The sequence below is a fragment of the Streptomyces sp. NPDC045956 genome (assembly GCF_056430705.1).
Genome location: NZ_JBWKKZ010000007.1, coordinates 292569 through 318394, shown reverse-complemented (window position 1 = coordinate 318394; position 25826 = coordinate 292569). Strand labels below are relative to the sequence as shown.

22 protein-coding genes are annotated in these 25826 nt (G+C 72.9%); 14 read left to right on the top strand and 8 right to left on the bottom strand.

From position 1 onward, the window contains the following. Window positions 1–43: 43 nt before the first annotated feature. Window positions 44–583, bottom strand: coding sequence for an Lrp/AsnC family transcriptional regulator (locus AC07FV_RS20655; protein ID WP_383650478.1), 540 nt, complete (start codon window positions 581–583; stop codon window positions 44–46). Window positions 584–736: 153 nt separating this feature from the next. Here AC07FV_RS20655 and pdhA (AC07FV_RS20650) point away from each other — a divergent pair, with 153 nt between their 5' ends. The 6 genes from pdhA (AC07FV_RS20650) (at window position 737) to AC07FV_RS20625 (ending at window position 7877) form a co-directional block, all read left to right on the top strand. Then, window positions 737–1888 carry a pyruvate dehydrogenase (acetyl-transferring) E1 component subunit alpha gene (gene pdhA, locus AC07FV_RS20650; RefSeq protein ID WP_479088830.1) on the top strand — a complete coding sequence of 384 codons (1152 nt, stop codon included), beginning with the start codon at window positions 737–739 and terminating at the stop codon, window positions 1886–1888. Beyond that, window positions 1885–2889, top strand: coding sequence for an alpha-ketoacid dehydrogenase subunit beta (locus AC07FV_RS20645; RefSeq protein WP_384689674.1), 1005 nt, complete (start codon window positions 1885–1887; stop codon window positions 2887–2889). Before pdhA (AC07FV_RS20650) ends, AC07FV_RS20645 begins: the two co-directional genes overlap by 4 nt. Further along, entirely contained in the window at window positions 2889–4322 is a 1434-nt protein-coding gene (locus AC07FV_RS20640) for a dihydrolipoamide acetyltransferase family protein (RefSeq protein WP_479088829.1), read from the top strand. The genes AC07FV_RS20645 and AC07FV_RS20640 overlap by 1 nt, the downstream gene beginning before the upstream one ends. An 80-nt stretch (window positions 4323–4402) precedes the next feature. Further along, window positions 4403–5368, top strand: coding sequence for an NTP transferase domain-containing protein (locus tag AC07FV_RS20635; RefSeq protein ID WP_479088828.1), 966 nt, complete (start codon window positions 4403–4405; stop codon window positions 5366–5368). Then, on the top strand, window positions 5368–6783 hold the full coding sequence (locus AC07FV_RS20630) for a molybdopterin molybdotransferase MoeA (RefSeq protein ID WP_479088827.1): 1416 nt from the start codon (window positions 5368–5370) through the stop codon (window positions 6781–6783). Before AC07FV_RS20635 ends, AC07FV_RS20630 begins: the two co-directional genes overlap by 1 nt. Next, window positions 6780–7877 (top strand): potassium channel family protein, encoded by a 1098-nt coding sequence (locus AC07FV_RS20625; protein WP_356602544.1) that lies wholly within the window; start codon window positions 6780–6782, stop codon window positions 7875–7877. Before AC07FV_RS20630 ends, AC07FV_RS20625 begins: the two co-directional genes overlap by 4 nt. A 27-nt stretch (window positions 7878–7904) precedes the next feature. Here the strand turns inward: AC07FV_RS20625 and AC07FV_RS20620 are convergent, their stop codons facing one another. Both AC07FV_RS20620 and AC07FV_RS20615 read right to left on the bottom strand, forming a co-directional pair. Continuing rightward, window positions 7905–8753 carry an ABC transporter permease gene (locus AC07FV_RS20620; RefSeq protein ID WP_479088826.1) on the bottom strand — a complete coding sequence of 283 codons (849 nt, stop codon included), beginning with the start codon at window positions 8751–8753 and terminating at the stop codon, window positions 7905–7907. Further along, complete coding sequence (locus AC07FV_RS20615) at window positions 8750–9796, bottom strand: ATP-binding cassette domain-containing protein (RefSeq protein WP_479088825.1); 1047 nt, start codon at window positions 9794–9796, stop codon at window positions 8750–8752. Before AC07FV_RS20615 ends, AC07FV_RS20620 begins: the two co-directional genes overlap by 4 nt. Window positions 9797–10025: 229 nt before the next feature. Here AC07FV_RS20615 and AC07FV_RS20610 point away from each other — a divergent pair, with 229 nt between their 5' ends. Continuing rightward, entirely contained in the window at window positions 10026–11009 is a 984-nt protein-coding gene (locus tag AC07FV_RS20610; RefSeq protein WP_479088824.1) for an NAD(P)H-quinone oxidoreductase, read from the top strand. Between the two features lie 512 nt (window positions 11010–11521). Here the strand turns inward: AC07FV_RS20610 and AC07FV_RS20605 are convergent. Then, window positions 11522–11755 carry a hypothetical protein gene (locus AC07FV_RS20605; RefSeq protein WP_479088823.1) on the bottom strand — a complete coding sequence of 78 codons (234 nt, stop codon included), beginning with the start codon at window positions 11753–11755 and terminating at the stop codon, window positions 11522–11524. Window positions 11756–12585: 830 nt separating this feature from the next. Between AC07FV_RS20605 and AC07FV_RS20600 the strand changes: the two genes are divergently transcribed. Next, window positions 12586–13128 carry a bacterial proteasome activator family protein gene (locus AC07FV_RS20600; protein WP_383650496.1) on the top strand — a complete coding sequence of 181 codons (543 nt, stop codon included), beginning with the start codon at window positions 12586–12588 and terminating at the stop codon, window positions 13126–13128. A gap of 74 nt (window positions 13129–13202) precedes the next feature. Here AC07FV_RS20600 and AC07FV_RS20595 read toward each other — a convergent pair whose 3' ends face one another. Beyond that, window positions 13203–14861 (bottom strand): protein kinase domain-containing protein, encoded by a 1659-nt coding sequence (locus AC07FV_RS20595; protein ID WP_479088822.1) that lies wholly within the window; start codon window positions 14859–14861, stop codon window positions 13203–13205. 344 nt (window positions 14862–15205) lie between these two features. On the opposite strand from AC07FV_RS20595, the gene AC07FV_RS20590 reads away from it, so the two are divergent. Next, window positions 15206–16843 (top strand): protein kinase domain-containing protein, encoded by a 1638-nt coding sequence (locus tag AC07FV_RS20590; protein WP_479088821.1) that lies wholly within the window; start codon window positions 15206–15208, stop codon window positions 16841–16843. Window positions 16844–16963: 120 nt separating this feature from the next. Here the strand turns inward: AC07FV_RS20590 and AC07FV_RS20585 are convergent, their stop codons facing one another. Continuing rightward, a complete protein-coding gene (locus AC07FV_RS20585) occupies window positions 16964–17620 on the bottom strand; it encodes a response regulator (protein ID WP_479088820.1) in 657 nt (218 codons plus the stop codon). Between the two features lie 323 nt (window positions 17621–17943). Here AC07FV_RS20585 and pdhA (AC07FV_RS20580) point away from each other — a divergent pair, with 323 nt between their 5' ends. Genes pdhA (AC07FV_RS20580) through AC07FV_RS20570 form a run of 3 tightly spaced genes read left to right on the top strand, consistent with a single transcriptional unit; the run spans window position 17944 to window position 21623 of the window. Next, entirely contained in the window at window positions 17944–19182 is a 1239-nt protein-coding gene (gene pdhA / locus AC07FV_RS20580; RefSeq protein WP_383650502.1) for a pyruvate dehydrogenase (acetyl-transferring) E1 component subunit alpha, read from the top strand. A gap of 16 nt (window positions 19183–19198) precedes the next feature. Then, window positions 19199–20164: an alpha-ketoacid dehydrogenase subunit beta gene (locus tag AC07FV_RS20575; protein ID WP_479088945.1), complete on the top strand. Its 966-nt coding sequence runs from the start codon at window positions 19199–19201 to the stop codon at window positions 20162–20164. A 10-nt stretch (window positions 20165–20174) separates the two neighbouring features. Beyond that, window positions 20175–21623 (top strand): dihydrolipoamide acetyltransferase family protein, encoded by a 1449-nt coding sequence (locus tag AC07FV_RS20570; RefSeq protein WP_479088819.1) that lies wholly within the window; start codon window positions 20175–20177, stop codon window positions 21621–21623. Between the two features lie 66 nt (window positions 21624–21689). Here AC07FV_RS20570 and AC07FV_RS20565 read toward each other — a convergent pair whose 3' ends face one another. Further along, on the bottom strand, window positions 21690–22661 hold the full coding sequence (locus AC07FV_RS20565; protein WP_479088818.1) for a D-alanyl-D-alanine carboxypeptidase family protein: 972 nt from the start codon (window positions 22659–22661) through the stop codon (window positions 21690–21692). 218 nt (window positions 22662–22879) lie between these two features. Between AC07FV_RS20565 and AC07FV_RS20560 the strand changes: the two genes are divergently transcribed. Continuing rightward, the gene (locus tag AC07FV_RS20560) at window positions 22880–23530 is read left to right on the top strand and encodes a GntR family transcriptional regulator (protein WP_479088817.1); all 651 of its coding nucleotides are present in this window, start codon (window positions 22880–22882) and stop codon (window positions 23528–23530) included. Beyond that, complete coding sequence (locus AC07FV_RS20555) at window positions 23527–24825, top strand: MFS transporter (RefSeq protein ID WP_479088816.1); 1299 nt, start codon at window positions 23527–23529, stop codon at window positions 24823–24825. Before AC07FV_RS20560 ends, AC07FV_RS20555 begins: the two co-directional genes overlap by 4 nt. A gap of 68 nt (window positions 24826–24893) precedes the next feature. Here the strand turns inward: AC07FV_RS20555 and AC07FV_RS20550 are convergent, their stop codons facing one another. After that, entirely contained in the window at window positions 24894–25718 is an 825-nt protein-coding gene (locus AC07FV_RS20550) for a maleylpyruvate isomerase family mycothiol-dependent enzyme (protein ID WP_479088815.1), read from the bottom strand. Window positions 25719–25826: the final 108 nt, after the last annotated feature.

The window sequence follows — 25826 nt, the reverse complement described above, 5'->3', positions numbered from 1 at the left end:
GCGTGCCGCGGTCCGGTCGCCGGCCGCCTTCCCGGCCCGGGGGTCAGCTCTGCGGTTCCAGGTCCTCGGTCTCGAAGACCAGCAGGGTGCGGGTGCTGAGCACCTCCGGGATCGCCTGGAGCCGGGTGAGCACCAGCTCGCGCAGGGCCCGGTTGTCGGGCGTGTGCACCAGGAGCAGAACGTCGAAGTCACCGCCCACCAGAGCGATGTGGGAGGCCCCGGGGAGCTGCCGCAGCTCTGCGCGGACGGTGCGCCAGGAGTTCTGGACGATCTTCAGGGTGATGTAGGCCGAAGTGCCGTGCCCCGCCCGCTCGTGGTCGACGCGGGCGCCGAAACCGCGGATGACACCGTCCTCGACGAGCCGGTTGATACGGGCGTAGGCGTTGGCCCGCGAGACGTGCACCCGCTCGGCGACCGAGCGTATCGAGGCGCGCCCGTCCGCCTGGAGCATGCGCAGGATGTCCTGGTCGATGGCGTCCAGCGGACGGGCGGGCGGCGGGGCACCGGCGCCGTCCGGGCCCTCGGCGTCCTGCGGGCGATCGGCCATTTGTTCAGATGCCACGTCTCCCCGCCTTCCCGCCATGGACGTACTGCGTCCATCTCAGGTTGTGGAGAACCGTTTGTCCACAGCCTGGGGCCGCCTGTAGCCAAAATGTGCCGGCGACCGAACAATCGGTAGGTGAGGCCCGTCACACCCGTGGCGAGCCCGAAGCCGCTCCCACGAGGAGGTGCCGTCATGACGGTCATGGAGCAGCGGGGCGCTTACCGGCCCACACCGCCGCCCGCCTGGCAGCCCCGTACCGACCCCGCGCCGCTGCTGCCCGACGCGGAGCCGTACCGCGTCCTCGGCACGAAGGCCGCCGGACAGGCCGACCCCGAGCTGCTGCGCACGCTGTACGCCCGGCTGGTCAGCGGCCGGCGGTACAACGCGCAGGCGACGGCACTGACCAAGCAGGGCCGACTGGCCGTCTACCCGTCCAGCACCGGCCAGGAGGCCTGCGAGGTCGCCGCCGCGCTGGCCCTCGAGGAGCGGGACTGGCTCTTCCCCAGCTACCGCGACACGCTCGCCGTCGTCTCCCGGGGCGTCGACCCCGTCGAGGCGCTCACCCTGCTGCGCGGTGACTGGCACACCGGCTACGACCCCTACGAGCACCGGGTCGCCCCGCTGTCCACGCCGCTCGCCACCCAGCTGCCGCACGCCGTGGGTCTGGCTCACGCCGCCCGCCTCAAGGGGGACGACGTGGTCGCGCTGGCCATGGTCGGCGACGGCGGCACCAGCGAGGGCGACTTCCACGAGGCGCTGAACTTCGCCGCCGTCTGGCAGGCCCCGGTCGTCTTCCTCGTGCAGAACAACGGCTTCGCCATCTCCGTCCCGCTCGCCAAGCAGACCGCGGCCCCGTCGCTGGCCCACAAGGCCGTCGGCTACGGGATGCCCGGCCGCCTGGTCGACGGCAACGACGCGGCCGCCGTGCACGAGGTGCTCACCGACGCCGTACGCCACGCGCGCGAGGGCGGCGGCCCGACCCTGGTGGAGGCGGTGACGTACCGCGTCGAGGCGCACACCAACGCCGACGACGCGACGCGCTACCGGGGGGACGCCGAGGTCGAGGCCTGGCGCCGGCACGACCCGATCGAGCTGCTCCAGCGGGAGCTGACCGAGCGCGGCCTGCTCGACGAGGACGGCATCGGAGCCGCCCGCGAGGCCGCCGAGACCATGGCCGCCGACCTGCGCGCCCGCATGAACCAGGACCCGCGGCCGGACCCGATGGACCTGTTCGCCCACGTCTACGCCGAGCCCACCCCGCAGCTGCGCGAGCAGCGCGACCTGCTGCGCGCCGAGCTGGCGGCGGAGGCCGAGTCCGGGGCGCCCGAAGGGGGACACCGATGACCACGGTCGCCGCCAGGCCGGCCACCATGGCGCAGGCCCTCACCCGCGCGCTGCGCGACGCCATGGCCGCCGATCCGGGCGTGCACGTCCTGGGCGAGGACGTGGGCGCCCTCGGCGGTGTCTTCCGGGTCACCGACGGACTGGCCGCGGAGTTCGGCGAGGACCGCTGCACGGACACCCCCCTCGCCGAGGCCGGCATCCTCGGCACGGCGGTCGGCATGGCGATGTACGGGCTGCGCCCGGTCGTGGAGATGCAGTTCGACGCCTTCGCCTACCCGGCGTTCGAGCAGGTCGTCAGCCATGTCACCAAGATGCGCAACCGCACGCGCGGGAAGATGCCCCTGCCGCTGACCATCCGCGTCCCCTACGGGGGCGGCATCGGCGGCGTCGAGCACCACAGCGACTCGTCCGAGGCGTACTACATGGCGACTCCGGGGCTCCATGTCGTGACGCCGGCGACCGTCGCCGACGCCTACGGGCTGCTGCGCGCGTCCATCGCCTCCGACGACCCGGTGGTCTTCCTCGAACCCAAGCGCCTGTACTGGTCGAAGGCCGCCTGGAACCCGGAGGAGCCGGCATCCGTTGAGCCGGTGGGCCGCGCGGTGGTGCGGCGCCCCGGTCGGAGCGCCACACTCATCACGTACGGACCGTCGCTGGTCGCCTGCATGGAGGCGGCCGAGGCGGCCCGGGCCGAGGGCTGGGACCTCGAAGTCGTCGATCTGCGCTCCCTGGTGCCGTTCGACGACGAGACGGTGTGCGCTTCGGTGCGGCGGACGGGACGCGCGGTCGTCGTCCACGAGTCGGGCTCCTTCGGGGGTCCGGGCGGGGAGATCGCGGCCCGGGTCACGGAGCGCTGCTTCCACCACCTGGAGGCGCCGGTGCTGCGTGTGGCCGGGTTCGACATCCCGTATCCGCCGCCGATGCTGGAGCGTCACCACCTGCCCGGTGTGGACCGGATCCTGGACGCCGTGGGGCGCCTGCAGTGGGAGGCCGAAAGCTGATGGCACAGGTGCTGGAGTTCAAGCTCCCCGACCTCGGTGAGGGGCTCACCGAGGCGGAGATCGTGCGCTGGCTGGTCGAGGTCGGCGACGTGGTCGCCGTCGACCAGCCGGTGGTCGAGGTCGAGACGGCCAAGGCGATGGTCGAGGTGCCCTGCCCCTACGGGGGCGTGGTCACCGCCCGCTTCGGTGAGGAGGGGGCGGAGCTGCCCGTCGGGGCACCGCTGCTGACGGTGGCGGTGGGCGAGAGCGCCGCCGACCGCCCGGCGTCCGACGCGGGCAGCGGCGGCGAGGCGGCACAGCCGGCGCGAGGAGGGTCCGCGGGCCCCGGGGAGGCGGGGGCCGGGGAGTCCAGGAGCGAGGGCTCGGGCAACGTCCTCGTCGGGTACGGCACCTCCGAGGCGCCCGCCCGTCGGCGCCGGGTCCGGGTGGACCGGCAGGCGTCCCTCGCGGCGGGCGGCCGGGCGAACGGCCGGGACCGCGAGGCGGACCCGGCGGCGGACGGCCCGGTCCCCGTCATCTCCCCGCTGGTGCGCAGGCTGGCCCGCCAGCACGACCTGGACCTGCGCGAACTGACCGGCTCCGGCCCCGACGGGCTGATCCTGCGCGCGGACGTGGAGTACGCGCTGCGCGCCGCCGCCGCACAGGGCGGCCGTACGGTGGTCCCGGCGGACGGGGCGTCCACGGCGGGTGCGGTACGGGCTCCGGCCGCCGGCGCGTCCTCCGTTTCCTCCGCGGCGCGGTCCGGTGGGATCCGCACCCCCCTCAAGGGCGTCCGCGGAGCCGTCGCCGACAAGCTCTCCCGCAGCCGGCGGGAGATCCCGGACGCGACCTGCTGGGTCGACGCCGACGCGACCGAGCTGATGCGGGCGCGCACCGCGATGAACGCCGGCGGCGGGCCGAGGATCTCCCTCGTCGCCCTGCTTGCCAGGATCTGCACGGCCGCGCTGGCCCGCTTCCCCGAGCTGAACTCCACGGTCGACACCGAGGCCCGGGAGATCGTCCAACTCGACCAGGTCCACCTCGGTTTCGCCGCCCAGACGGACCGGGGGCTGGTCGTGCCGGTCGTCCGGGACGCCCACGCGCGGGACGCCGAGGCGCTCACCGCGGAGTTCGCCCGGCTGACCGAGTCGGCCCGGGCGGGCCGGCTGACGCCCGGTGAGGTGACCGGCGGCACCTTCACGTTGAACAACTACGGCGTGTTCGGCGTCGACGGGTCCACACCGATCGTCAACCACCCCGAGGCGGCGATGCTCGGCGTCGGCCGCATCGTCCCCAAGCCCTGGGTGCACGACGGGGAGCTGGCGGTACGTCAGGTCGTCCAGCTGTCCCTGACCTTCGATCACCGGGTGTGCGACGGCGGCACGGCGGGCGGATTCCTGCGGTACGTGGCGGACTGCGTGGAACAGCCGGCGGTGCTGCTGCGCACCCTGTGACGGCGGTCCCGACGCGCACTCTCTGATCGCGCGGGCTCCCCCGCGTTCCCTGTGATCGGACAGGGCCCCATACTCAGGGGGTGACCGCGTACGAGCCCACCGGTGAACCCGGCGACGGCACCGCACCCGCGCCGGGCCCGGCGTCCGCCGGGTACGACGCCGTCGTGCTCGCCGGAGGGGCCGCCCGCCGGCTCGGCGGCGCGGACAAGCCGGGCCTGCGCGTGGGCGGCCGCGCGCTGCTGGACCGCGTGCTCGCGGCCTGCGCCGGAGCGCGGACCACCGTCGTCGTCGCCGGGCCACGGCCCACGGCCCGCCCGGTGACCTGGGCCCGCGAGGACCCGCCCGGCGGCGGACCGCTCGCCGCCCTGGCCGCCGGACTGCGCCACACCTCGGCCGAGCACGTCCTGGTGCTCTCCGCCGACCTGCCCTTCCTCGCCGGGCCCACCGTCGGGCACCTGCTGTCGGCGCTCACCGCGGGCGACGCCGACGGTGTGCTGCTCACCGACGCCGACGACCGCGACCAGCCCCTCGTCGCCGCCTACCGCGCGCAGGCGCTGCACCGCGAACTGGCCGCGCTCACCGCGGGCGGGGCGGATCTCACCGGGCTGCCGCTGCGCCGTCTGACCGGCGCCCTCCGCCTCACCCGCGTTCCGGACGCCGTCGCGTCCTTCGACTGCGACACCTGGGACGACATCGCCACCGCAAGGGCACGCATCAGGGAGCATGGTCACGTGTTGGATGAATGGATCTCCGCAGCCAAGGACGAGTTGGGCATCGACCTCGACGTCGACACCGGCCTCCTGCTCGACCTCGCCCGGGACGCCGCCCACGGTGTGGCCAGGCCCGCGGCCCCGCTGACCACGTTCCTGGTCGGATACGCGGCCGGGCGGGCCGGGGGGAGCTCCGAGGCCGTCGCCGAGGCCGTCCGCCGGGCGACGGCCCTCGCCGCACGCTGGGCAGAGGAGGCCGCCTCCGCGTCCGCCCCCGCCGCGGGCCGCCCCGACGCGGCGGCCGACGCCACCCCCGACACCCGCCCGGACGCCTGATGGCCTCCCCCGGCACGCGGGCGGACGAGGAGGCGGAAGACCTCGACGTGGAGGAGGCGCTCGCCCTCGTGAAGGAGAAGCCCGGCCCTCCGCACGGCGCCCCCGGCCCCTCGCACGGCGCCCCCGGCCCGGCGGCTCCCGCACCCGACGCGCAGCACGGCACCCCGCAGCACGGCGCCCCGCACGCGCCGCCGGTCCCCGACCACCACGCGACGCCCTGGCCCGAAGCCCGCGCGGCCGCCGAGCGCGCCGCCCGCGCCGCCGTGCGCGCCGCCCCCCGGGCCCCGGTCTCCGCGCCCCTGGACGCGGCCCTCGGACTGACCCTGGCCGCGCCGCTGGCCGCCCTCACCGACCTGCCCTCCTTCGACACCTCGGCGATGGACGGCTGGGCCGTCGCCGGACCGGGCCCCTGGACGGTACGCGGCGAGGGCGTCCTGGCCGGGCACGCGGAGCCCGCACGCCTCACCGACGGCGAGGCCGTCCGCATCGCCACCGGCGCCCGCGTCCCGCAGGACACCACCGCCGTCCTGCGTACCGAACACGGCCGCACCGACGGCAGGGACCGGCTGGGGGCCACCCGAGACGTCGCCCAGGGCCAGGACATCCGCCCACGGGGCCAGGAGTGCCGCAGCGGCGACCAGCTCCTGCCCGTCGGCACCCTGGTGACCCCGGCGGTGCTCGGCCTCGCGGCGGCCGCCGGCTACGACACCCTCACCGCGGTCCCCCGCCCTCGCGCCGACGTCCTCGTCCTCGGTGACGAGCTGCTCACCGAGGGACTGCCGCACGACGGCCTCATCCGGGACGCGCTCGGCCCGATGCTGCCCCCCTGGCTGCGCGCCCTGGGCGCGGAGGTCCGCACGGTCCGCCGGATCGGCGACGACGCCGAAGACCTGTACCGCACCCTCAAGGCCTCCGACGCCGACCTGATCGTCACGACCGGCGGCACCGCCGCGGGCCCTGTCGACCACGTCCACCCGGTCCTGGGCCGGATCGGTGCCGAACTGCTCGTGGACGGCGTCAAGGTGCGCCCCGGCCACCCGATGCTGCTGGCCCGGACCAAGGAGCAGCAGCACCTCGTCGGCCTCCCCGGCAACCCCCTCGCCGCGATCTCCGGGCTGCTCACCCTCGCCGAGCCGCTGCTGCGTACCCTCGCCGCCCGCCCCGCCCCGGAGCCCTACGCGCTGGCCCTGCGGGACGCGGTGCAGGGCCACCCGTACGACACCCGGCTCGTCCCCGTCGTCCTCCGGGGCGACGGCGCCGTGCCGCTGCGCTACAACGGACCGGCCATGCTGCGCGGCATCGCCGCCGCCGACGCCTTGGCCGTCGTACCCCCGGGCGGTGCGCGGCCCGGGCAGGAGACCGAGCTGCTCGACCTGCCCTGGACCACCGGCGGAATCGGAGTGTGTTTCACGTGAAACTTCCGGGCCAGGACGCGATCGCCCGTCAGGCGGACGAGCATCTCGTGACCCATCGGGTGAAACTCCCGAGGAAGCTGGTGGAGCACCCCATCCGCCAGGTCGGCAAACGGCTGTCGCTGGCCCTCGTGGTCCTCCTGGCGACGGCGTTCATCGTCTACGCCGACGCGGACGGCTACAACGACAACTCCGACGGCTCCGTCGATCTCCTCGACGCCTTCTACTACGCCACCGTCACCCTCTCCACCACCGGGTACGGCGACATCACGCCCGTCAGTGACGCGGCCCGGCTGACCAACATCTTCGTCATCACGCCGCTGCGTGTGATGTTCCTGATCATTCTGGTCGGCACCACCCTGGAAGCCCTCACCGAGCGCACTCGGGAGGAGTGGCGCCTGAACCGCTGGAGGTCCACCTTGCGCGATCACACCGTCGTCGTCGGTTTCGGCACCAAGGGGCGGTCGGCGATCCAGACCGTCTGCGCGACCGGTCTGCGCAAGGAGCAGGTCGTGGTGGTCGACCCCAGCGGCAAGGCCATCGAGGCCGCGACGGCCCACGGCTACGCGGGGGTGATAGGGGACGCGACCCGCAGTGACGTGCTGAACCGCGCCGAGGTGTACCGGGCGAAGCAGATCATCATCGCCACCCAGCGGGACGACACGGCCGTCCTGGTGACGCTGACGGCCCGGCAGCTCAACCGGGGCGCGAAGATCGTCGTCGCGGTCCGCGAGGAGGAGAACGCGCCGCTGCTGAAGCAGTCCGGCGCCGACGCCGTGATCACCAGCGCCAGCGCCGCGGGCCGCCTGCTCGGGCTCTCCGTGCTCAGCCCGGCCGCCGGCATGGTCATGGAGGACCTCATCAGCCAGGGCAGCGGACTGGACCTCGTCGAGCGGCCGGTCATAAAGGCCGAGGTGGGCCGGAGCCCGCGCGAGACGGACGACCTGGTGGTGAGCGTCGTGCGCGGACACCGGGTGCTCGGCTACGACGATCCGGCCGTCGGCGGACTGGAGTTGGCCGACCGTCTGATCACGATCGTGCGGGCGACGCCGGCCACCCATGTGGCGCCCGACGCCCGCCCGCTGCCCCGCGACTGACGGGGCGCCGACCGCGTACGCGAGGGACTACTTGCGGTTGTAGAGCCGCATCGTGACGGGACCGAAGACCAGCAGGAGCCCACCGGCCCAGCCCAGCGTCCAAGCGATCTCGGCGCCGGGCCAGTCACCGGCCATCAGGCCCCGCACCGCGGACGCCAGGTGGGTGATCGGGCTGTTGTTGACGAACGCCTGGAGCCAGCCCGGCATGGTCTTCGGGTCGACGAAGACGTTGGACAGGAAGGTGAGCGGGAAGATCACCATCATGCTGACGCTCATCACCGACTTCTCGGAGCGCATCATGAGCCCGAACATCGTCCAGATCCACGAGAAGGCGAACGAGAACACCAGCAGCAGCGCGATCCCGGCGACCACCCCCAGGAACCCGCCGTCCGGCCGGTAGCCGAGCAGCAGGCCCATGGCGAGCATGACGACGGACGCGATGGTGTAGCGCAGCATGTCACCGAGCAGGTAGCCGACCATCGCCGAGGGCCGCCAGATGGGCAGCGAGCGGAAGCGGTCGAAGACGCCCTTCTCGATGTCGATGTTGACCGAGACCCCGGTGTACATCGTGATCATCACGACCGACATCACGAGGATGCCCGGCAGCACGAACTGGATGTACTCGCTGGGCGAACCCGCCAGCGCACCGCCGAAGAGGTACGTGAACATCAGCAGGTTCATGATCGGGAACGCGGTGACGTCGAAGAGCTGCTCCGGCACGTGCTTGATCTTGAGCATCGCGCGCCAGCCGAACGTCACGGACGTGGAGAGCGCGCTGGGCCGCGGCGGCCGCTCCTTGGCGACCAGCAGGGCCGCCAGCGACTCGGTGCTGACCGTGGAGAGTTCCTTGGCCTCGGTGCTCGTGGCCGTGCTCATGCCGCCACCTCGTCCTTCGTGTCAGGGCCGGTGCCGGTGGTGTCGTCGGTGCCGTTGCCGTTGCCGGAGTTCTGGCCGGTGTCGCGCCCGGTCAGCGCCAGGAAGACCTCGTCGAGGCTGGGCTGTCCCAGGGAGAAGTTGTCCACGGTGATGCCCTGTCGGACCAGCTCGCCGAGCGCCTTGGCGGCCAGTTCGGCGGCCGCGTCGCTCGCCGCCGTCGCCAGGCGGGCGGTCAGCGCCACGGGGTCCGGCTCCAGCTGGACCTCGGCGGTCAGCAGGTCGCGCAGCAGCCGCTCGGCCTCGGGCCGCTGTTCCGCGTCCCGCAGCCGCAGGTGGACGGAGCCGGCGCCGACGGACGCCTTCAGCTCGCCCTTGGTGCCCTCGGCGATCACCCGCCCCTTGTCGATGACGGCGATCCGGGACGCCAGCTGGTCGGCCTCGTCGAGGTACTGCGTGGTCAGCAGCACGGTCGTGCCCTGGGCGACGACCGCGCGCACGATGTCCCACACCTGGTTGCGGCTGCGCGGGTCCAGGCCGGTCGTCGGCTCGTCGAGGAAGAGCAGGTCCGGGGTGTTGAGGATGGACGCGGCGATGTCGATACGCCGCCGCATGCCACCGGAGTAGTGCTTGACCTGCTTCGCCGCGGCGTCCGTCAGTCCGAACGCCGCCAGCAGCTGCTCGCTCCGCTCCAGCGACGCCTTCTTGCCGTGGCCGAGGAGCCGGCCCAGCAGGGTCAGGTTCTCGGTGCCGGTGAGGTCCTCGTCCACCGAGGCGTACTGCCCGGTGAGGCTCACCCGGCTGCGTACCTCGTCGGCCTCGCGGACGACGTCGCGGCCGAAGACGTGGGCCTGGCCGCTGTCCGGCCGCAGCAGGGTGGCGAGCATCTTCACCGTGGTCGTCTTGCCCGCGCCGTTCGGTCCGAGTACGCCGTAGACCGTGCCGGCGGGCACCGCCAGGTCCACCCCGTCCACGGCGCGGGTCTCACCGAACGTCTTCACCAACCCCGCTGTTTCGATCGCCAGTCCGGACGTCTGCGTGCTCATGCTGGGGGGTCCTTCCGCCTTCTCGGTCGGGCGGTCGCGGCGGTGTGCTCTCGGCCACGTGCCCTTGGCAGTACTTTCTTGGGTTGTCCATGGGGAGACCTTTACCATCGCGCAAACTCATCGGTCGCGCACAGGATTTCCCCACGGACGGTCCGAAAGTCCGAGGACGTTCCGCCCGTGGACCGAGGTGAACGCCTCCGCCCGGGGGCACAGGAGTAGCGTCGCCCTCATGCATGCGATCACGATTTCCGAACCCGGAGGCCCCGAGGCGCTGGTGTGGGCCGAGGTCCCCGACCCGGTGCCCGGCGAGGGCGAGGTCCTGGTCGAGGTGACGGCCAGCGCCGTCAACCGCGCCGACATCATGCAGCGCCAGGGCTTCTACGATCCTCCGCCCGGCGCCTCCCCCCACCCCGGCCTGGAGTGCTCCGGGCGGGTCGCTGCCGTCGGGACCGGCGTGTCCGGCTGGTCGGTCGGCGACGAGGTGTGCGCGCTGCTCGCGGGCGGCGGCTACGCCGAGAAGGTCGCCGTCCCGGCCGGCCAGCTCCTCCCGCTTCCCAAGGGCATCGACCTCAAGCGGGCCGCGGCCCTGCCCGAGGTGGTCTGCACCGTCTGGTCGAACGTCTTCATGGTCTCCCACCTCCGCCCCGGCGAGACGCTGCTCGTGCACGGCGGCTCCAGCGGCATCGGCACCATGGCCATCCAGCTCGCCAAGGCCGTCGGCGCCAGGGTCGCCGTGACGGCGGGCACCCCGGAGAAGCTGGAGCGCTGCGCCGAACTGGGCGCCGACATCCTGATCAACTACCGGGAGCAGGACTTCGTCGCCGAGGTGAGGGAGGCCACGGGCGGCGCGGGCGCCGACGTCATCCTCGACAACATGGGCGCCAAGTACCTGGACCGCAACGTCCGGGCCCTCGCCGCCAACGGCCGGCTCGCGATCATCGGCATGCAGGGCGGCCGGAAGGGCGAGCTGGACATCGGCACCCTCCTCGCCAAGCGCGCCGCCGTCACCGCGACCTCGCTGCGCGCCCGGCCGCTGGAGGAGAAGACGGCGATCGTGGCGGCCGTGCGCGAGCACGTCTGGCCGCTGCTGGACGGGGGCCACGTCAGCCCGGTCGTCGACCGCGAACTCCCGATGAGCGAGGCCGCCGCCGCCCACCGGATCGTGGAGGAGAGCGGACACATCGGCAAGGTGCTGCTGGTCACCTCGTCGTAGCGGCGGGCTCGGTCCCCGCCCTTGCCGGGCCGGCGCGGCCCCCGGCCCGAGAGGGCGGGGGCCGCGATCAGTTGGGGTGAGGGCCGTTGGTCACGCTCCGGTGGGGCGGATCCACGCCCGCCTGCGCCCTCCGCCGGCGGGTCGGCCAGTGCGCCCAGGCTGCCGATCGGGAACGGATTCGAGCCGCAGCGCAGCCGGATGCAGGGCCCGAGCCGGATGCACGGCCCTAGCCGGATGCAGGGCCCGAGCCGGATGCAGGGCCCGAGCCGGACGCAGGGCCCGAGCCGGTTGAGCGGGCCTTGACCGAGGTACGGCCGGAACCGCAGGTACGGCCGGAGTCGGAGGCCGGGAGGCCTGTCTCCGAGGGGTGGCACACGCGCCGGTGCAGAGGGGGCGGCCCCCGCATCCCTCGGCGGGGGACCGGGCCCGCATCCTTCGGCGCGGCCCGCCACCGTATGGGGGCGTCACCGGCGCCGCCGGTTCCGGGTGGGCGGCACCGGTGGCGACGCCGGCTATCCGCGTCGCAGGCGCAGCCCGACGAGGCCCAGGGCCAGGCCGAGGCCGACGAGGACCAGGCCGCTGCCCAGGGGCAGGACCCGCAGCGCGGGCTCGGTGGCCCGGTCGGTGGCGGTCCGGTCCCGGGACGGGGAGGCGGACGGCACGTCGGTGGCCTTCCCGGGCGGCACGGCGCCGGCCGGATCCTCGGAGGCGTCCTGGTCGTCGCCGTCCACGGTGCGGTCGGACACCTCGTCCACCCGTCCGTGCTCGGGCTCCCGGTCGGCGGGCCGCCCGGGACGCCGGCGCCCCTCGCCCGGCCGGCTCCCGGCGCGGGAGGGGTCCGGGCCGGCCGTCTGGGCAGCGGACGCCGAGGAGGAGGGGGAGGGCGACGCGGAGCCGCGGTCCGCACTGCCCGCCGGGCCGGACGGCGGCCGGCCGGACGAGCCGGGCTTCTCCGCCGAGGGGGAGCCGGGACGCGCCCCCGGGTCGTCACGGCCGTCGTCGTCCCCGGAGCCGCCCTGCCCGTCGTGGTCCCCCGGTCGCCCGTGGTCGTCATGGTTCCCGGGATGCTCGTGACCCCCCTGCCCGCCGGAACCGTCCCCGCCGGAACCGTCCCCGCCGGACCCGGCCCCGCCGGACCCGGCCCCCGGAGCGGGAGCGGACACGGAGGGAGAAGGAGCCACAGCGGCCCTGTCCGCCGACGCGCCCCGCTCCGCGACCGCGCCGGTCTCCACCCCGGCGGTCCTGACCGCCCCCGCGGTTTTCGCCACCTCAGTGCCCCCCACCGCCGCAAACCCCGCCCCGTAAGCCACCCCCGCCCCGTACGCCGCCCCCGTCCCGAAGGGCGACAGCAGCGCGCCCACCCCCACAACCCCCACCAGCCCCGCCGTTCGCAGGGTGCGCAGCCATGGAGTCACGTCCGTGACCCCCTCCCGGTGAGAACCAGTGGCGGAAATCGACGGAACAAGCCTCACACCCCGCCGTCATACCGGCATATCGGTTGCCGCCGATCGTGTCGGGCCGCTCTTCCCCGGGGGCACCAACCGTCCGGGGCGGACGCGTGCGCGACAATGGCGCCATGGAGATGCCGAGGAACGACAGGTCGCCGGAGAACCCCCAGATCCTGGTCGTCGGCCAGGACGGTATGGCGCTCAGCAGCGGCGGCGGGGACGACGAGTCCCGGGAGATCCCGGTGACCGAGCAGGTGGAGCAGCCTGCCAAGGTCATGCGGATCGGCAGCATGATCAAGCAGCTGCTGGAAGAGGTACGCGTCGCACCCCTGGACGAGGCGAGCCGGGCCCGGCTCAAGGAGATCCACGCCAGCTCGGTGAAGGAGCTGGAGGACGGTCTGGCGCCGGAGCTGGTCGAGGAGCTGGAGCGGCTCTCCCTGCCCTTCACGGAGGACACGACCCCCACCGACGCCGAACTGCGGATCGCCCAGGCGCAGCTGGTCGGCTGGCTGGAGGGCCTGTTCCACGGCATCCAGACCACCCTGTTCGCCCAGCAGATGGCCGCGCGCGCCCAGCTCGAGCAGATGCGCCGCGCACTGCCGCCGGGCGTCGGCCAGGACGGCGAGGAGCCGCCCCACCCGGGCGGCCGCTCCGGCGGTCCCTACCTGTAGGAAGCCCACTCACCGAGGTGACGAAGGGCCCGGCGGCACCTGCCGCCGGGCCCTTCGTCCTGTCGCTGAGGAGGTCAGGCCGACGGCGGGTTGCCCGTCGAGACCTTGAGCTGGATCTTCGGCATGTCGTCCTCGTCGACGTCCGTGCCGGGCGTGGGGAACTGGTCCCGGATCGAGCCCTCACCGTAGGTGTTCTCGTCGACCTCGACGACCTCCATCGTCCAGCCGGCGGCCTGGAAGCACTCCTTGACCGAGCCGATGTACTTGAAGGTGAAGTCGGGCACCTGGATCTTCTCGGGGTCGTTGTACGACTCCTCGGGCTCGGTGCACTCGTCCTTCTCGATGGTCTTCGTCTTGTCCGGCCCGCGGTAGCCGGCCGCCTGCGTGTCCGACACGGAGGCGCTGGCGGTGGTGTCACCGCCCTTGGGGTCGTCCCCGCCGCCGCCGTTCATCGCCAGCGCGCCGATCAGACCGCCGACCACCAGGACGGCGACCGCGATCGAGCCGATGACCACCATCTTGTTGCTCCTGCCGCCGCCCGCGGAGCCGGAGGCCGGGGCGGAGGGCGTCAGGTTGTACGGCGGTGGCGTGGACGCGCCCTGGTGCTGCTGCGGCGCGTAGGGCGAGGCGGCCGGCGTCTGGTAGCCGCTCTGCTGGGGGTAGCCGTACGCGGGCGCGTGCGCGGCGGGCGCCGGGGTGCCGTACGGGCCCGGGGCCGGCGTCGGCTGGTACGGCGTCTGGACGGGACCCGTCGGTACCGGTCCGCTCTGGTCGACCGGCGGGAACACCGCGGAGCCGACGCCCGAACCGCTCGCCGCGGGCGAGCCCGGCACGATGCTCGGCGGGGCCGCCTGGAAGGAGGCCGCGACGCGCAGGCACTCGTCCCGCATGGCCACGGCGCTGGGGAAGCGCTCGTTGGGGTTCTTCTTCAGCGCGCGGGCCACCAGCGCGTCCACGGCAGGCGGCAGGGCGCGGTTGACCGACGAAGGAGCAACCGGCTCCTCCTGCACGTGCGCGTAGGCGATGGCCAGCGGCGAGTCGGCGTCGAACGGCAGGCGGCCGGTGACCAGTTGGAAGAGCATGATGCCGACCGAGTACAGGTCGGAGCGGGCGTCCACGCCGCGGCCGAGGGCCTGTTCCGGCGAGAGGTACTGCGGGGTGCCGACGACCATGCCGGTCTGCGTCATCGAGGTGACGCCGGACTGCATGGCGCGGGCGATGCCGAAGTCCATCACCTTGACCACGCCGCGCTTGGTCATCATCACGTTGCCCGGCTTGATGTCGCGGTGGACCAGGCCCATCTCGTGGCTGATCTCCAGCGCCGCCAGCACGTCGGCGGTGATCTTCAGCGCCTTGTCGGCGGGCATCGCGCCCTGCTGCCGGACGTCCTCGTCGAGCACCGAGCCGAGCGGACGGCCCTCCACGTACTCCATGACGATGTACGGCGTCGTCAGACCGCCCAAATCGTCCTCGCCGGTGTCGAAGACGGAGACGATGTTGGTGTGCGTGAGCTTGGCCACTGCCTGGGCCTCGCGGCGGAAACGCTCGCGGAAGGCCTGCTCCCGGCCCAGCTCGGTGTGGAGTGTCTTGATCGCGACCTGACGGTCCAGGACCGAGTCGTACGCCAGGTGCACCGAGGCCATGCCGCCCTCGCCGAGCAAGTCGCGCAGCTGGTAGCGGCCGCCGGCTAGTGCCCGCCCCGCGTACCGGCCCTGTCCGGCGTCCTGGCTCATCGTCTGCGTCCCCCATCGGCGTCGGCGCCGTCGGCCGCGGCACGCACGCTCGTGATCGAAAGTGCTATTCCCGGCCAAGTCTGCCCCAGGGCACTGACACGTCAAGCGCGGTGCCCGTTCCGTGACCGTACGCGAAAGAAGCGTCGCGGAAGCGTTACAGCCGGCGTACTGCCGGTACACGGAATTTGCACGACAGTACGGAACCAGGGTTTCATGACCGGTCCGTCTCGATGCCGGTCCCGGCGCCCATCTCGGACCGGAGGCCACCGCGGAGGCTGTAGCGTGGCCGACGGAGACCGTAACTACACCGCGCGCACCGCGGGCAGAAACGACGGCGAGGACTGATGGCACAGCAGCAGCGCGCCCAGGGCCCGTCCGAACCCGAGGCGACTGGCGGCGGTATGGCTGACGCGCCGGAGACCTGGGGCAACGGCGGCCTGGTCGGCGACGGCCGGTACCGGCTGACCCGCAGGCTCGGGCGGGGCGGCATGGCCGAGGTGTTCGCCGCCGAGGACGTCCGCCTCGGACGCACCGTGGCCGTCAAGCTGCTGCGCGCCGACCTCGCCGAGGACCCGGTCTCCAAGGCGCGCTTCACGCGCGAGGCCCAGTCGGTGGCCGGACTCAACCACCACGCCATCGTGGCCGTGTACGACTCCGGCGAGGACTTCGTCGGCGGTCAGTCCGTGCCGTACATCGTGATGGAGATCGTCGAGGGGCGCACCATCCGCGACCTCCTCCTCAACGCCGAGGCGCCCGGCCCCGAGCAGGCCCTGATCATCGTCTCCGGTGTCCTGGAGGCGCTCGCCTACTCCCACCAGCACGGCATCGTCCACCGCGACATCAAGCCGGCCAACGTGATCATCACGCACAACGGCGCGGTGAAGGTGATGGACTTCGGCATCGCCCGCGCCCTGCACGGCGCGTCCACGACGATGACGCAGACCGGCATGGTCATGGGCACCCCGCAGTACCTCTCCCCGGAGCAGGCCCTCGGCAAGGCCGTCGACCACCGCTCCGACCTGTACGCGACGGGCTGCCTGCTGTACGAACTCCTCGCGCTGCGTCCGCCGTTCACCGGCGAGACCCCGCTCTCGGTGGTCTACCAGCACGTCCAGGACATCCCGACGCCCCCGTCCGAGGTCTCCGACGCCACTCCTCCGGAGCTGGACGGTCTGGTGATGCGCTCGCTGGCCAAGGAGCCCGACGACCGCTTCCAGACCGCCGAGGAGATGCGCGGCCTGGTCCAGTACGGGCTGCAGATGCTGTACGAGCAGGGCGGCCACACCGGCACCTGGAACACCGGCCCGGTCACCGCGCACGACGGACGGCACGCCGCGGCGGCCGGCCTCGCGGGCACCTCGGTGCTGCCGCACCCCGACCACGGCGCCTCCGGCACCCAGCAGATCCCCCAGCCGATCCTGCCGAACGGCTACGGCGGGGGCGACGACGGCGGCTTCGAGGGCCGCGGCAACAAGGGCAGCGGCCGCGGCAAGCTGTGGATACTGGCCGTCCTCGCGGTGATCGCCATCGCCGCCGGCGTCGCGCTCGCCCTGAACAACGGCGACGGCGGCAAGGAGGGCGGCGAGACGGACAAGAGTCCCTCGGCGACCACCTCGCAGAGCACCGGCAACGAGTCGGCCTCCTCGTCCCCCAGCGACGAGGAGACGCGGGAGACCACCGACCCGGGCACCGAGCAGGGCAACGGCGGGGGCGGCACGGGCGGCGGCGACTACACCCCGTCGTACACCCCGTCGTACACGCCGTCGCAGAGCGTCACGCAGGACCCGACCGGTGATCCCACGGGCGACCCGACGACGGACCCGACGACGCCGACGGACGACCCGACCGGCGACCCGACGGGTGACCCCACGGGCGGTACCGACGGCGGCGCGACGGGCGGTGCCGACGGCGGCGCGACGGGCGGCACCGACGGCGGCGCGACCGGCGAGCCGGGCGGCGGCGGCGAGCCTGCGGGCGAGTGACGAAGAGCTGAAGCACAACCCACCCCACGCGCGCGTGCGACCCGGAGACGGGCTCCACGCGCGCGCGGCTTTTTGATTCATCGGGGGGCTCCACGCGCGCGGCGCGGCGGTCCCCGCGCCTCAGCGGTTCTCGGCCTGCAGCCGGGCCACGAAGGCGGCCGCCTGGGAACGCCGCTGCATGCCGAGTTTGGCCAGCAGGCTGGACACGTAGTTCTTGACCGTCTTCTCGGCCAGGTGCAGCCGCTCGCCGATCGCGCGGTTGGTCAGTCCCTCGCCGATCAGCTCCAGGATGCGCCGCTCCTGGTCGGTGAGGCGGGCGAGCCGGTCGTCGGCCCGCGCGCCGCCGTCGCGGAGCCGCTCCAGCACGCGCGCGGTGGCCGCCGGGTCGAGCAGGGACTTGCCCGCGGCCACCTCCCGTACGGCGCCCAGCAGCTCGGCGCCCCGGATGTCCTTCAGGACGTAGCCGGAGGCACCCGCCATGATCGCGTCGAAGAGGGCCTCGTCGTCGGCGAACGAGGTGAGCATGAGGCACCGGACGGACTCGTCCCGGGAGCGGATCTCGCGGCACACCTCCACGCCGCTGCCGTCGGGCAGCCGGACGTCCAGGACGGCCACGTCCGGACGGGTGGCCGGGACCCGGGCCAGCGCGTCGGCCACCGTGCCGGCCTCGCCGACCACCTCGATGTCGGCCTCGCCCGCGAGCAGGTCGTGCACCCCCCGGCGCACCACCTCGTGGTCGTCGAGGAGGAATACCCGGATTTTTCCGTCTTCGCGCACGCGGTCAGTGTCACACACCGACTCTTCCCGTGCCCGGGGTGGCCGGGATAACGTGCCGTTGTTCCGGCCCCCTGCGAGGCTGTGACCAGGAGAACTCCCGTACTTTGCCGATTTACTTGGAAATCCGAGTAAAAACGCAGGTCAGGAGGGGTTTCACAGAAATGTGGAGCACTGGGTAACGTGCAGTTCGCAGGGCGCTCGCCGGGGCACCTGTCACGCCTGTTCCCGACCGGGCCGCACCCACCCTCGTGCGTCCGCCGGGCCGCAGGTGAGCCGCACTGGCTTCCGGCGAACCCGGGGGCCGGACCGACGGAGGAGCACACGTGACCGAGAGCACTGCCGCGCGCAAGCCGCGACGCAGCGCCGGAAGCAAGGCGACCGGTACCACCGGCACCAAGGCCGGCGCAGCAGCCGCGAAGGCCGGCACCACCGGCGCCAAGCGCACCACCCGCACCGCTGCCACCAAGGGCCCCGCGACGGAGCTGGTGCAGCTGCTGACGCCCGAGGGCGAACGGGTCGAGACGGCCGCCTACGCGGAGTACGCCCAATACGTCGCCGACATCACCCCGGACGAGCTGCGCGGTCTGTACCGCGACATGGTGCTCACCCGGCGCTTCGACGCCGAGGCCACCGCCCTGCAGCGCCAGGGCGAGCTGGGCCTGTGGGCCTCGCTGCTCGGGCAGGAGGCCGCCCAGATCGGCTCCGGCCGGGCCACCCGGGAGGACGACTACGTCTTCCCGACCTACCGCGAGCACGGCGTCGCCTGGTGCCGCGGCGTGGACCCGACCAACCTCCTCGGGATGTTCCGCGGCGTGAACAACGGCGGCTGGGACCCCAACAGCAACAACTTCCACCTCTACACCATCGTCATCGGCTCGCAGGCGCTGCACGCCACGGGTTACGCGATGGGCATCACCAAGGACGGCGCGGACTCCGCCGTGATCGCCTACTTCGGCGACGGCGCCTCCAGCCAGGGCGATGTGAGCGAGGCGTTCAACTTCGCCGCCGTCTACAACGCGCCCGTGGTGTTCTTCTGCCAGAACAACCAGTGGGCGATCTCCGAGTCCAACGAGAAGCAGACCCGGGTGCCGCTGTACCAGCGCGCCCAGGGCTTCGGCTTCCCCGGCGTCCGCGTCGACGGCAACGACGCGCTGGCCGTCCTCGCGGTCACCCGCTGGGCCCTGGAGCGGGCGCGGCGCGGCGAGGGCCCGGCGCTGATCGAGGCGTACACGTACCGCATGGGCGCCCACACCACCTCCGACGACCCCTCCCGCTACCGGCACGACGACGAGCGGGCCGCCTGGGAGGCGAAGGACCCGATCCTGCGCCTGCGCCGCTTCCTGGAGTCCGCACACCACACGGACGAGGGATTCTTCGGGGAACTGGAGGCGGAGAGCGAGGCGTTGGGCAAGCGAGTACGCGAAGTGGTCCGTGCCATGCCGGACCCGGACCGGTTCGCCATCTTCGAGAACGTGTACGCGGACGGGCACGCGCTCGTCGACGAGGAGCGGGCCCAGTTCGCCGCCTACCAGGCGTCGTTCGCAGAGGCCGAGGGGGTCTGACATGGCGACGGAAAAGATGGCGCTGGCCAAGGCGATCAACGAGTCGCTGCGCCGCGCGCTGGAGTCGGACCCCAAGGTCCTGATCATGGGTGAGGACGTCGGCAAGCTCGGCGGCGTCTTCCGGGTCACCGACGGCCTCCAGAAGGACTTCGGCGAGGACCGGGTCATCGACACCCCGCTGGCCGAGTCCGGCATCGTCGGCACCGCCATCGGCCTCGCACTGCGCGGGTACCGCCCGGTGGTGGAGATCCAGTTCGACGGTTTCGTCTTCCCGGCCTACGACCAGATCGTCACCCAGCTGGCGAAGATGCACGCCCGCTCGCTGGGCAAGGTCAAGATGCCGGTCGTCATCCGCATCCCCTACGGCGGCGGCATCGGCGCGGTCGAGCACCACTCGGAGTCCCCCGAGGTGCTGTTCGCGCACGTGGCGGGTCTCAAGGTGGTCTCCCCGTCGAACGCGGCGGACGCGTACTGGATGATGCAGCAGGCCATCCAGAGCGACGACCCGGTGATCTTCTTCGAGCCCAAGCGGCGCTACTGGGACAAGGCCGAGGTCGACCCCGAGGCCATCCCCGGCCCGCTGCACGCCGCGCGCGTGGTGCGCGAGGGCACCGACCTCACGCTGGTCGCGTACGGCCCGATGGTGAAGCTCTGCCAGGAGGCCGCGGACGCCGCGGCCGAGGAGGGGCGCTCGCTGGAGGTGGTGGACCTGCGGTCCATGTCGCCGGTCGACTTCGACGCGATCCAGGCGTCGGTGGAGAAGACCCGCCGCCTGGTCGTGGTGCACGAGGCGCCGGTGTTCCTGGGCTCGGGCGCGGAGATCGCGGCCCGGATCACGGAGCGCTGCTTCTACCACCTGGAGGCCCCGGTGCTGAGGGTCGGCGGATACCACGCGCCGTACCCGCCGGCGCGCATCGAGGAGGACTACCTGCCCGACCTGGACCGGGTGCTGGATGCCGTCGACCGCTCGCTGGCGTACTGAGGAGAGGGTCGTGACGACGATGACCGAAGGGTCCGTACGCGAGTTCAAGATGCCCGACGTGGGCGAGGGACTCACCGAGGCCGAGATCCTCAAGTGGTATGTCAAGCCCGGTGACAGGGTCACCGACGGCCAGGTGGTGTGCGAGGTCGAGACGGCGAAGGCCGCCGTCGAGCTGCCCATCCCCTACGACGGCGTGGTCCACGCGCTGCACTTCCCCGAGGGCACCACGGTCGACGTGGGCACCTCGATCATCGCGGTGGCCGTCGGCGACGCGGCGTCCGCCGGGGAACCGGCGCAGGCTCCCGCCGAGGACACCGCTGCCGCACCGGCGCCGATGTCGGCGCCGGCCGCTGCCGCTGCCGCTGCCGAGGAGAAGAAGCCGGAGGCCCGCCAGCCCGTCCTGGTCGGGTACGGGGTGTCCACCTCCGCGACCCGCCGCCGCCCCCGCAAGGGCGCCCAGGCCCCGGCGGCGTCACCGGCGTCCGCCGCGATCCAGACGGAGATGAACGGGCACGGGCCGGCCGCCCCGGTCACCCGGGACCGTCCGCTCGCCAAGCCCCCGGTGCGCAAGCTCGCCAAGGACCTCGGCGTCGACCTGGCCACGGTCACCCCGACCGGCCCGGACGGCGTCATCACCCGCGAGGACGTGCACGCGGCGGTGGCACCGGCCCCCGCACCCGAGGCGGCCCCGGCGGCCCCCGCCGCCACCGCCCCCGCGGCTCCCGCAAAGGCCCCGGCGGCGGCGTCGTACGACACGGCACGCGAGACCCGCGTGCCGGTCAAGGGCGTCCGCAAGGCGACGGCGGCGGCGATGGTCGGTTCGGCGTTCACGGCGCCGCACGTGACCGAGTTCGTGACGGTCGACGTGACGCGCTCGATGAAGCTGGTCGAGGAGCTGAAGCAGGACAAGGAGTTCGCGGGCCTGCGGGTGAACCCGCTCCTGCTGATCGCCAAGGCGCTGCTGGTCGCGATCAAGCGTCATCCGGACGTCAACGCGTCCTGGGACGAGGCGGCGCAGGAGATCGTGGTCAAGCACTACGTGAACCTGGGCATCGCCGCCGCGACCCCGCGCGGCCTGATCGTGCCGAACATCAAGGACGCCCACGCCCAGACGCTGCCGCAGCTGGCGGGCGCCCTGGGTGAGCTGGTGTCGACGGCCAGGGAGGGCAAGACCTCCCCGGCCGCCATGCAGGGCGGCACGGTCACCATCACCAACGTCGGCGTCTTCGGCGTCGACACCGGCACGCCGATCCTCAACCCCGGCGAGTCCGCGATCCTCGCGGTCGGCGCGATCAAGCTCCAGCCGTGGGTGCACAAGGGCAAGGTGAAGCCGCGTCAGGTGACGACCCTGGCGCTGAGCTTCGACCACCGCCTGGTCGACGGCGAGCTGGGTTCCAAGGTCCTCGCCGACGTGGCGGCGGTCCTGGAGCAGCCCAAGCGCCTGCTGACCTGGGCGTAGGCACGATCGCGAACGGGCCCGCCGCGACAGCGGCGGGCCCGTTTCCCGTGCGTGGGGCGGCCTGGGTCAGCCCAGCTTGGCGAAGCCGTAGTTCATGAGCTTCGTGGCGTCCGTGGCGCGCTGCGTCGACGACGAGGAGGTCAGCACCGTGCCGATCACGGTCTTGCCCTTCCGGGTGGCGGCGAAGACCAGGCAGTACTTGGCCTCCGGGCCGGACCCGGTCTTCACACCGATCGCGCCGCTGTAACTGCCGAGCAGCGTGTTGGTGTTGGTCCAGGGCGCCATCGTGCGGGTGCCGCCCGACTTGGTGACCGTCTTCGCCGTGTACTTCTTCGTCTTCACGATCGTGCGGAAGGTGGAGCTCTTCATCGCGCTGCTCGCGAGTTTCGTCAGGTCGCGCGGCGTGGAGTAGTTCTTGCCGTTGCCGATGCCGTCGAACGAGTCGAAGTGCGTGTTCTTCAGCCCGAGGCTCTTGGCGGTGGAGTTCATCTTGCCGATGAACGACTTCACCCGCGCGGCCCGGGTGCTGCCGGTGCCGAACTTGTCGGCCAGCGCGTACGCGGCGTCGCAGCCGGACGGCAGCATCAGCCCGTACAGCAGCTGGCGGACGGTCACCTTGTCGCCGACGATCAGGCGGGCCGAGGAGGCGTTCTTCGACACGATGTAGTCGCTGTACGCCATCTGGACCGTGACCTTGGCGTCCAGGTTCAGCTTGGGCTGCGCGAGCACGACCTTGGCGGTCATGATCTTCGTCGTGGAGCCGGTGGAGCGCTTGGTGTCCGCGGCCTTGGTGTAGAGCGACGCCCCGTTCGCGTCGTTCATCACGTAGCCGCCCTTGGCCACGATCGAGGGCACGGCGGGAGCGGGCTTGGCGTTGGCCGTGAGGTGCCGCGCTTCGAGGCCCTTGCCGACCGCCCGGTAGTCCCCGGGATACGTGGGGGCCGCCTGTGCGGGCGCTACGGACAGGGCGCCGGCCGCGAGCACGGCACCGCCGGTCACGGCGACGGCGGTGGCTCTGCGGAGACGGGCGCGCTTCATGTCGTTTATCAAGTCAATTACCCCGATTGTCTGAAATCCCCTGAGACGCGCCCGAGTTGTGGTCGATCCGGCTTCGGTCGCGTCTGTGCGACTCGTGAATAGCACGGATGGTTGTACGGCGGCAGGGAGAGAGGGCCGGGTCCCCCCGCACGGGTGGCCGCGCGTCCGCATCGTGGACCCTCCCCCTCTTGCGTCCCTGTTGTATCTATCCTGTCGGCATGACCACGGCAGTGAAGCAGCCCCCCGCGGCGGACCGCGTCTACACCCATGTCAAGCAAGGTGTCCTGGAGCGCCGCTACGAGGGCGGGACCCTGCTCACCGAGGGAGAGCTCGCCGAAGCGGTGGGCGTCTCCCGCACGCCGGTGCGCGAGGCGCTGCTCCGGCTTGAGGTCGAGGGGCTGCTGCGGCTCTACCCGAAGAAGGGCGCCATGGTGCTGCCGGTCTCCGCGCAGGAGATCGCGGACGTGGTGGAGACCCGGCTGCTGGTCGAGGAGCACGCGGCGAGGAAGGCGGTGCCCGCGCCGCCCGGTCTCGTCGAGCGGCTGGAGGGCCTGCTCGCCCGGCAGCGGGAGGAGGCCGCCGCCGGTGACTTCGCCGCCGCCGCCGTCTCGGACCGCTGCTTCCACGCGGAGATCGTCCGCAGCGGCGGCAACGAGATCCTCAACCGCCTCTATGACCAGCTCCGGGACCGCCAGCTGCGGATGGGTGTCGCCGTGATGCACTCCCACCCCGACCGGATCGCCAAGACCCTCTCCGAGCACGAGGAGATCCTGGACGCGCTGCGCTCCGGGGACGCGGAGGCGGCCGTCGGCGTGGTCCACCGGCACGTGGGCTGGTTCTCGCACCTGGCCCGGGGTGAGGTCCGATGAGCGGCTCGTCGGCACTGCCGGGCGACCCTCCGGGCGGCCGGCGCGCGATCGCCGTGTGGGGGATCGGCGTCTCCGTCTACTTCGTCGCCGTCATCTTCCGCACCTCCCTGGGCGTGGCCGGCCTCGACGCCGCCGACCGCTTCCACGTCAACGCCTCGGCCCTGTCCACCTTCTCCATCCTCCAGCTGCTGGTCTACGCCGGGATGCAGATACCCGTCGGCCTGCTGGTCGACCGGCTCGGCACGAAGAAGGTGCTGGGCATCGGCGTGGTGCTGTTCACGGCGGGGCAGCTCGGCTTCGCCTTCTCGCCGTCGTACGGCATGGCGCTCGCCTCCCGGGCGCTGCTCGGCTGCGGGGACGCGATGACGTTCATCAGCGTGCTGCGGCTGGGCACCCGCTGGTTCCCGGCCCGGCGCGGGCCGATGGTCGCCCAGCTCGCCGGGCTGGTCGGCATGGCGGGCAACCTGGTCTCCACCCTCGTCCTCGCCCGGCTGCTGCACGGCATCGGGTGGACGGCGGCGTTCGCGGGCAGCGCGCTGGCGGGCGTGGTCGTGTTCGTCCTGCTGCTGCTGTTCCTCAAGGACCACCCGGAGGGGCACGAGCCGCAGCCGCTGCCGCACCAGGGCGCCGCGTACGTGCGGCGGCAGATCGCCACCTCCTGGCGGGAGCCGGGCACCCGGCTCGGCCTGTGGGTGCACTTCACCACCCAGTTCCCGGCGATGGTGTTCCTGCTGCTGTGGGGGATGCCGTTCCTGGTCGAGGCGCAGGGGCTGTCCCGGGGGACGGCGGGCGAGCTGCTCACCCTCGTGGTGCTGTCCAACATGGCGGTCGGCCTGGTCTACGGCCAGGTCATCGCCCGGCACCACGCGGCGCGGCTCCCGCTGGCGCTCGGCACGGTGGGCGCGACGGCCCTCCTGTGGGCGGCGACGCTCGCCTACCCGGCCGACCGGGCGCCGATGTGGCTGCTCGTCGTGTTGTGCGCGGTCCTCGGGGCGTGCGGACCGGCGTCGATGATCGGCTTCGACTTCGCGCGGCCGGCCAACCCGCCGGAGCGGCAGGGGACCGCGTCCGGGATCACGAACATGGGCGGCTTCGTGGCGTCGATGACCACGCTGTTCGCGATCGGCGTGCTGCTGGACGCCACCGGGGACGACTACCGGGTCGCGTTCTCCTCGGTCTTCGTGCTCCAGGCGCTCGGTGTCACGCAGATCATGCGGCTGCGGAGGCGGGCGGCGCGCAGGGAGCGGGAGCGGCTGGTCGCCAGCCGGGTGGAGACGGTGCACGTGCCGGTGTAGGCGCCTGGCACCCGGTGGCGGGCGGCGGGCCGGGGGCCGCTGCCCCCGGGCCGGGCGTCTGCTCCGTGCTACTGCGTCACCACGAAGTTCCGCAGGATGGCCGCCGCCAGGTCCGGGTCGCCCTCCGTCTTGATGCGGTCCGCCGCCCCCTCCGGGGTCACCCGGCCGCACGCCAGGCGGACGTAGGTCTCCCAGTCGAGGGTGAGGGTGGCGGCGGGCCCGAGGGCGGGGGCCGTCTCCAGGGTGCCGCGGCCCTGGATGTCGACGCGGATGGTGCGCAGGAACTCCACCGGGCCGTGCACGTCGAAGACGACGGCGGAGCTGCGGGGCGCGTCCGCGCGCTCGGCGACGACGGCCGGCAGCTCGGCGAGCAGGACGTCACGGGCGACGTGCGCGCCGGGGGAGTCGAGGTTGCCGGGACGGCCGAGGGCCGTGCGCAGGTCCTGTTCGTGCGCCCACACGTCGAAGGCGTGCCGGCGCATCGCCTCCTCCAGGGTCAGCTCCGTGCCGAGCGGGCCGCGCACCTTCGTGCCGGGGTCCCGCGACTCGTTCCGCAGCTGGCGGTTGCGCCGGATGACCATGTACTCCAGCTCGGACGTCATCTCCGGCGCCGTGTGGTGGCGGCGGACGTCGACCTGCATCTCCATGTAGCGCTGGTGGTCGTTGGTGACGTGGAAGAGGTCGCGCGGGAGCGTGTGGATGGGCCGCGGGTCGCCGAGCATCTCCGAGTCCAGGCCGAGGACGTGGGAGACGATGTCGCGCACCGACCACCCCGGGCAGGGGGTGCGGCGGTTCCACTCTGCCTCCACGAGGGGCTGGACCAGCTCGGATATCGCCTCGATGGAGTGAGTCCAGGCGTCGGCGTAGGGCTGGAGGGTGGGATGCAGACTCACGGAACGGGACCCCTCGGCGGTCGGTACACGGGCGGTTTGCGGCGGCGGTGCCAGTGGGAGGTGGCTGCGGTCGGCGGGCGTCTTGGATCGCTAAGTTACGCTGCTGTG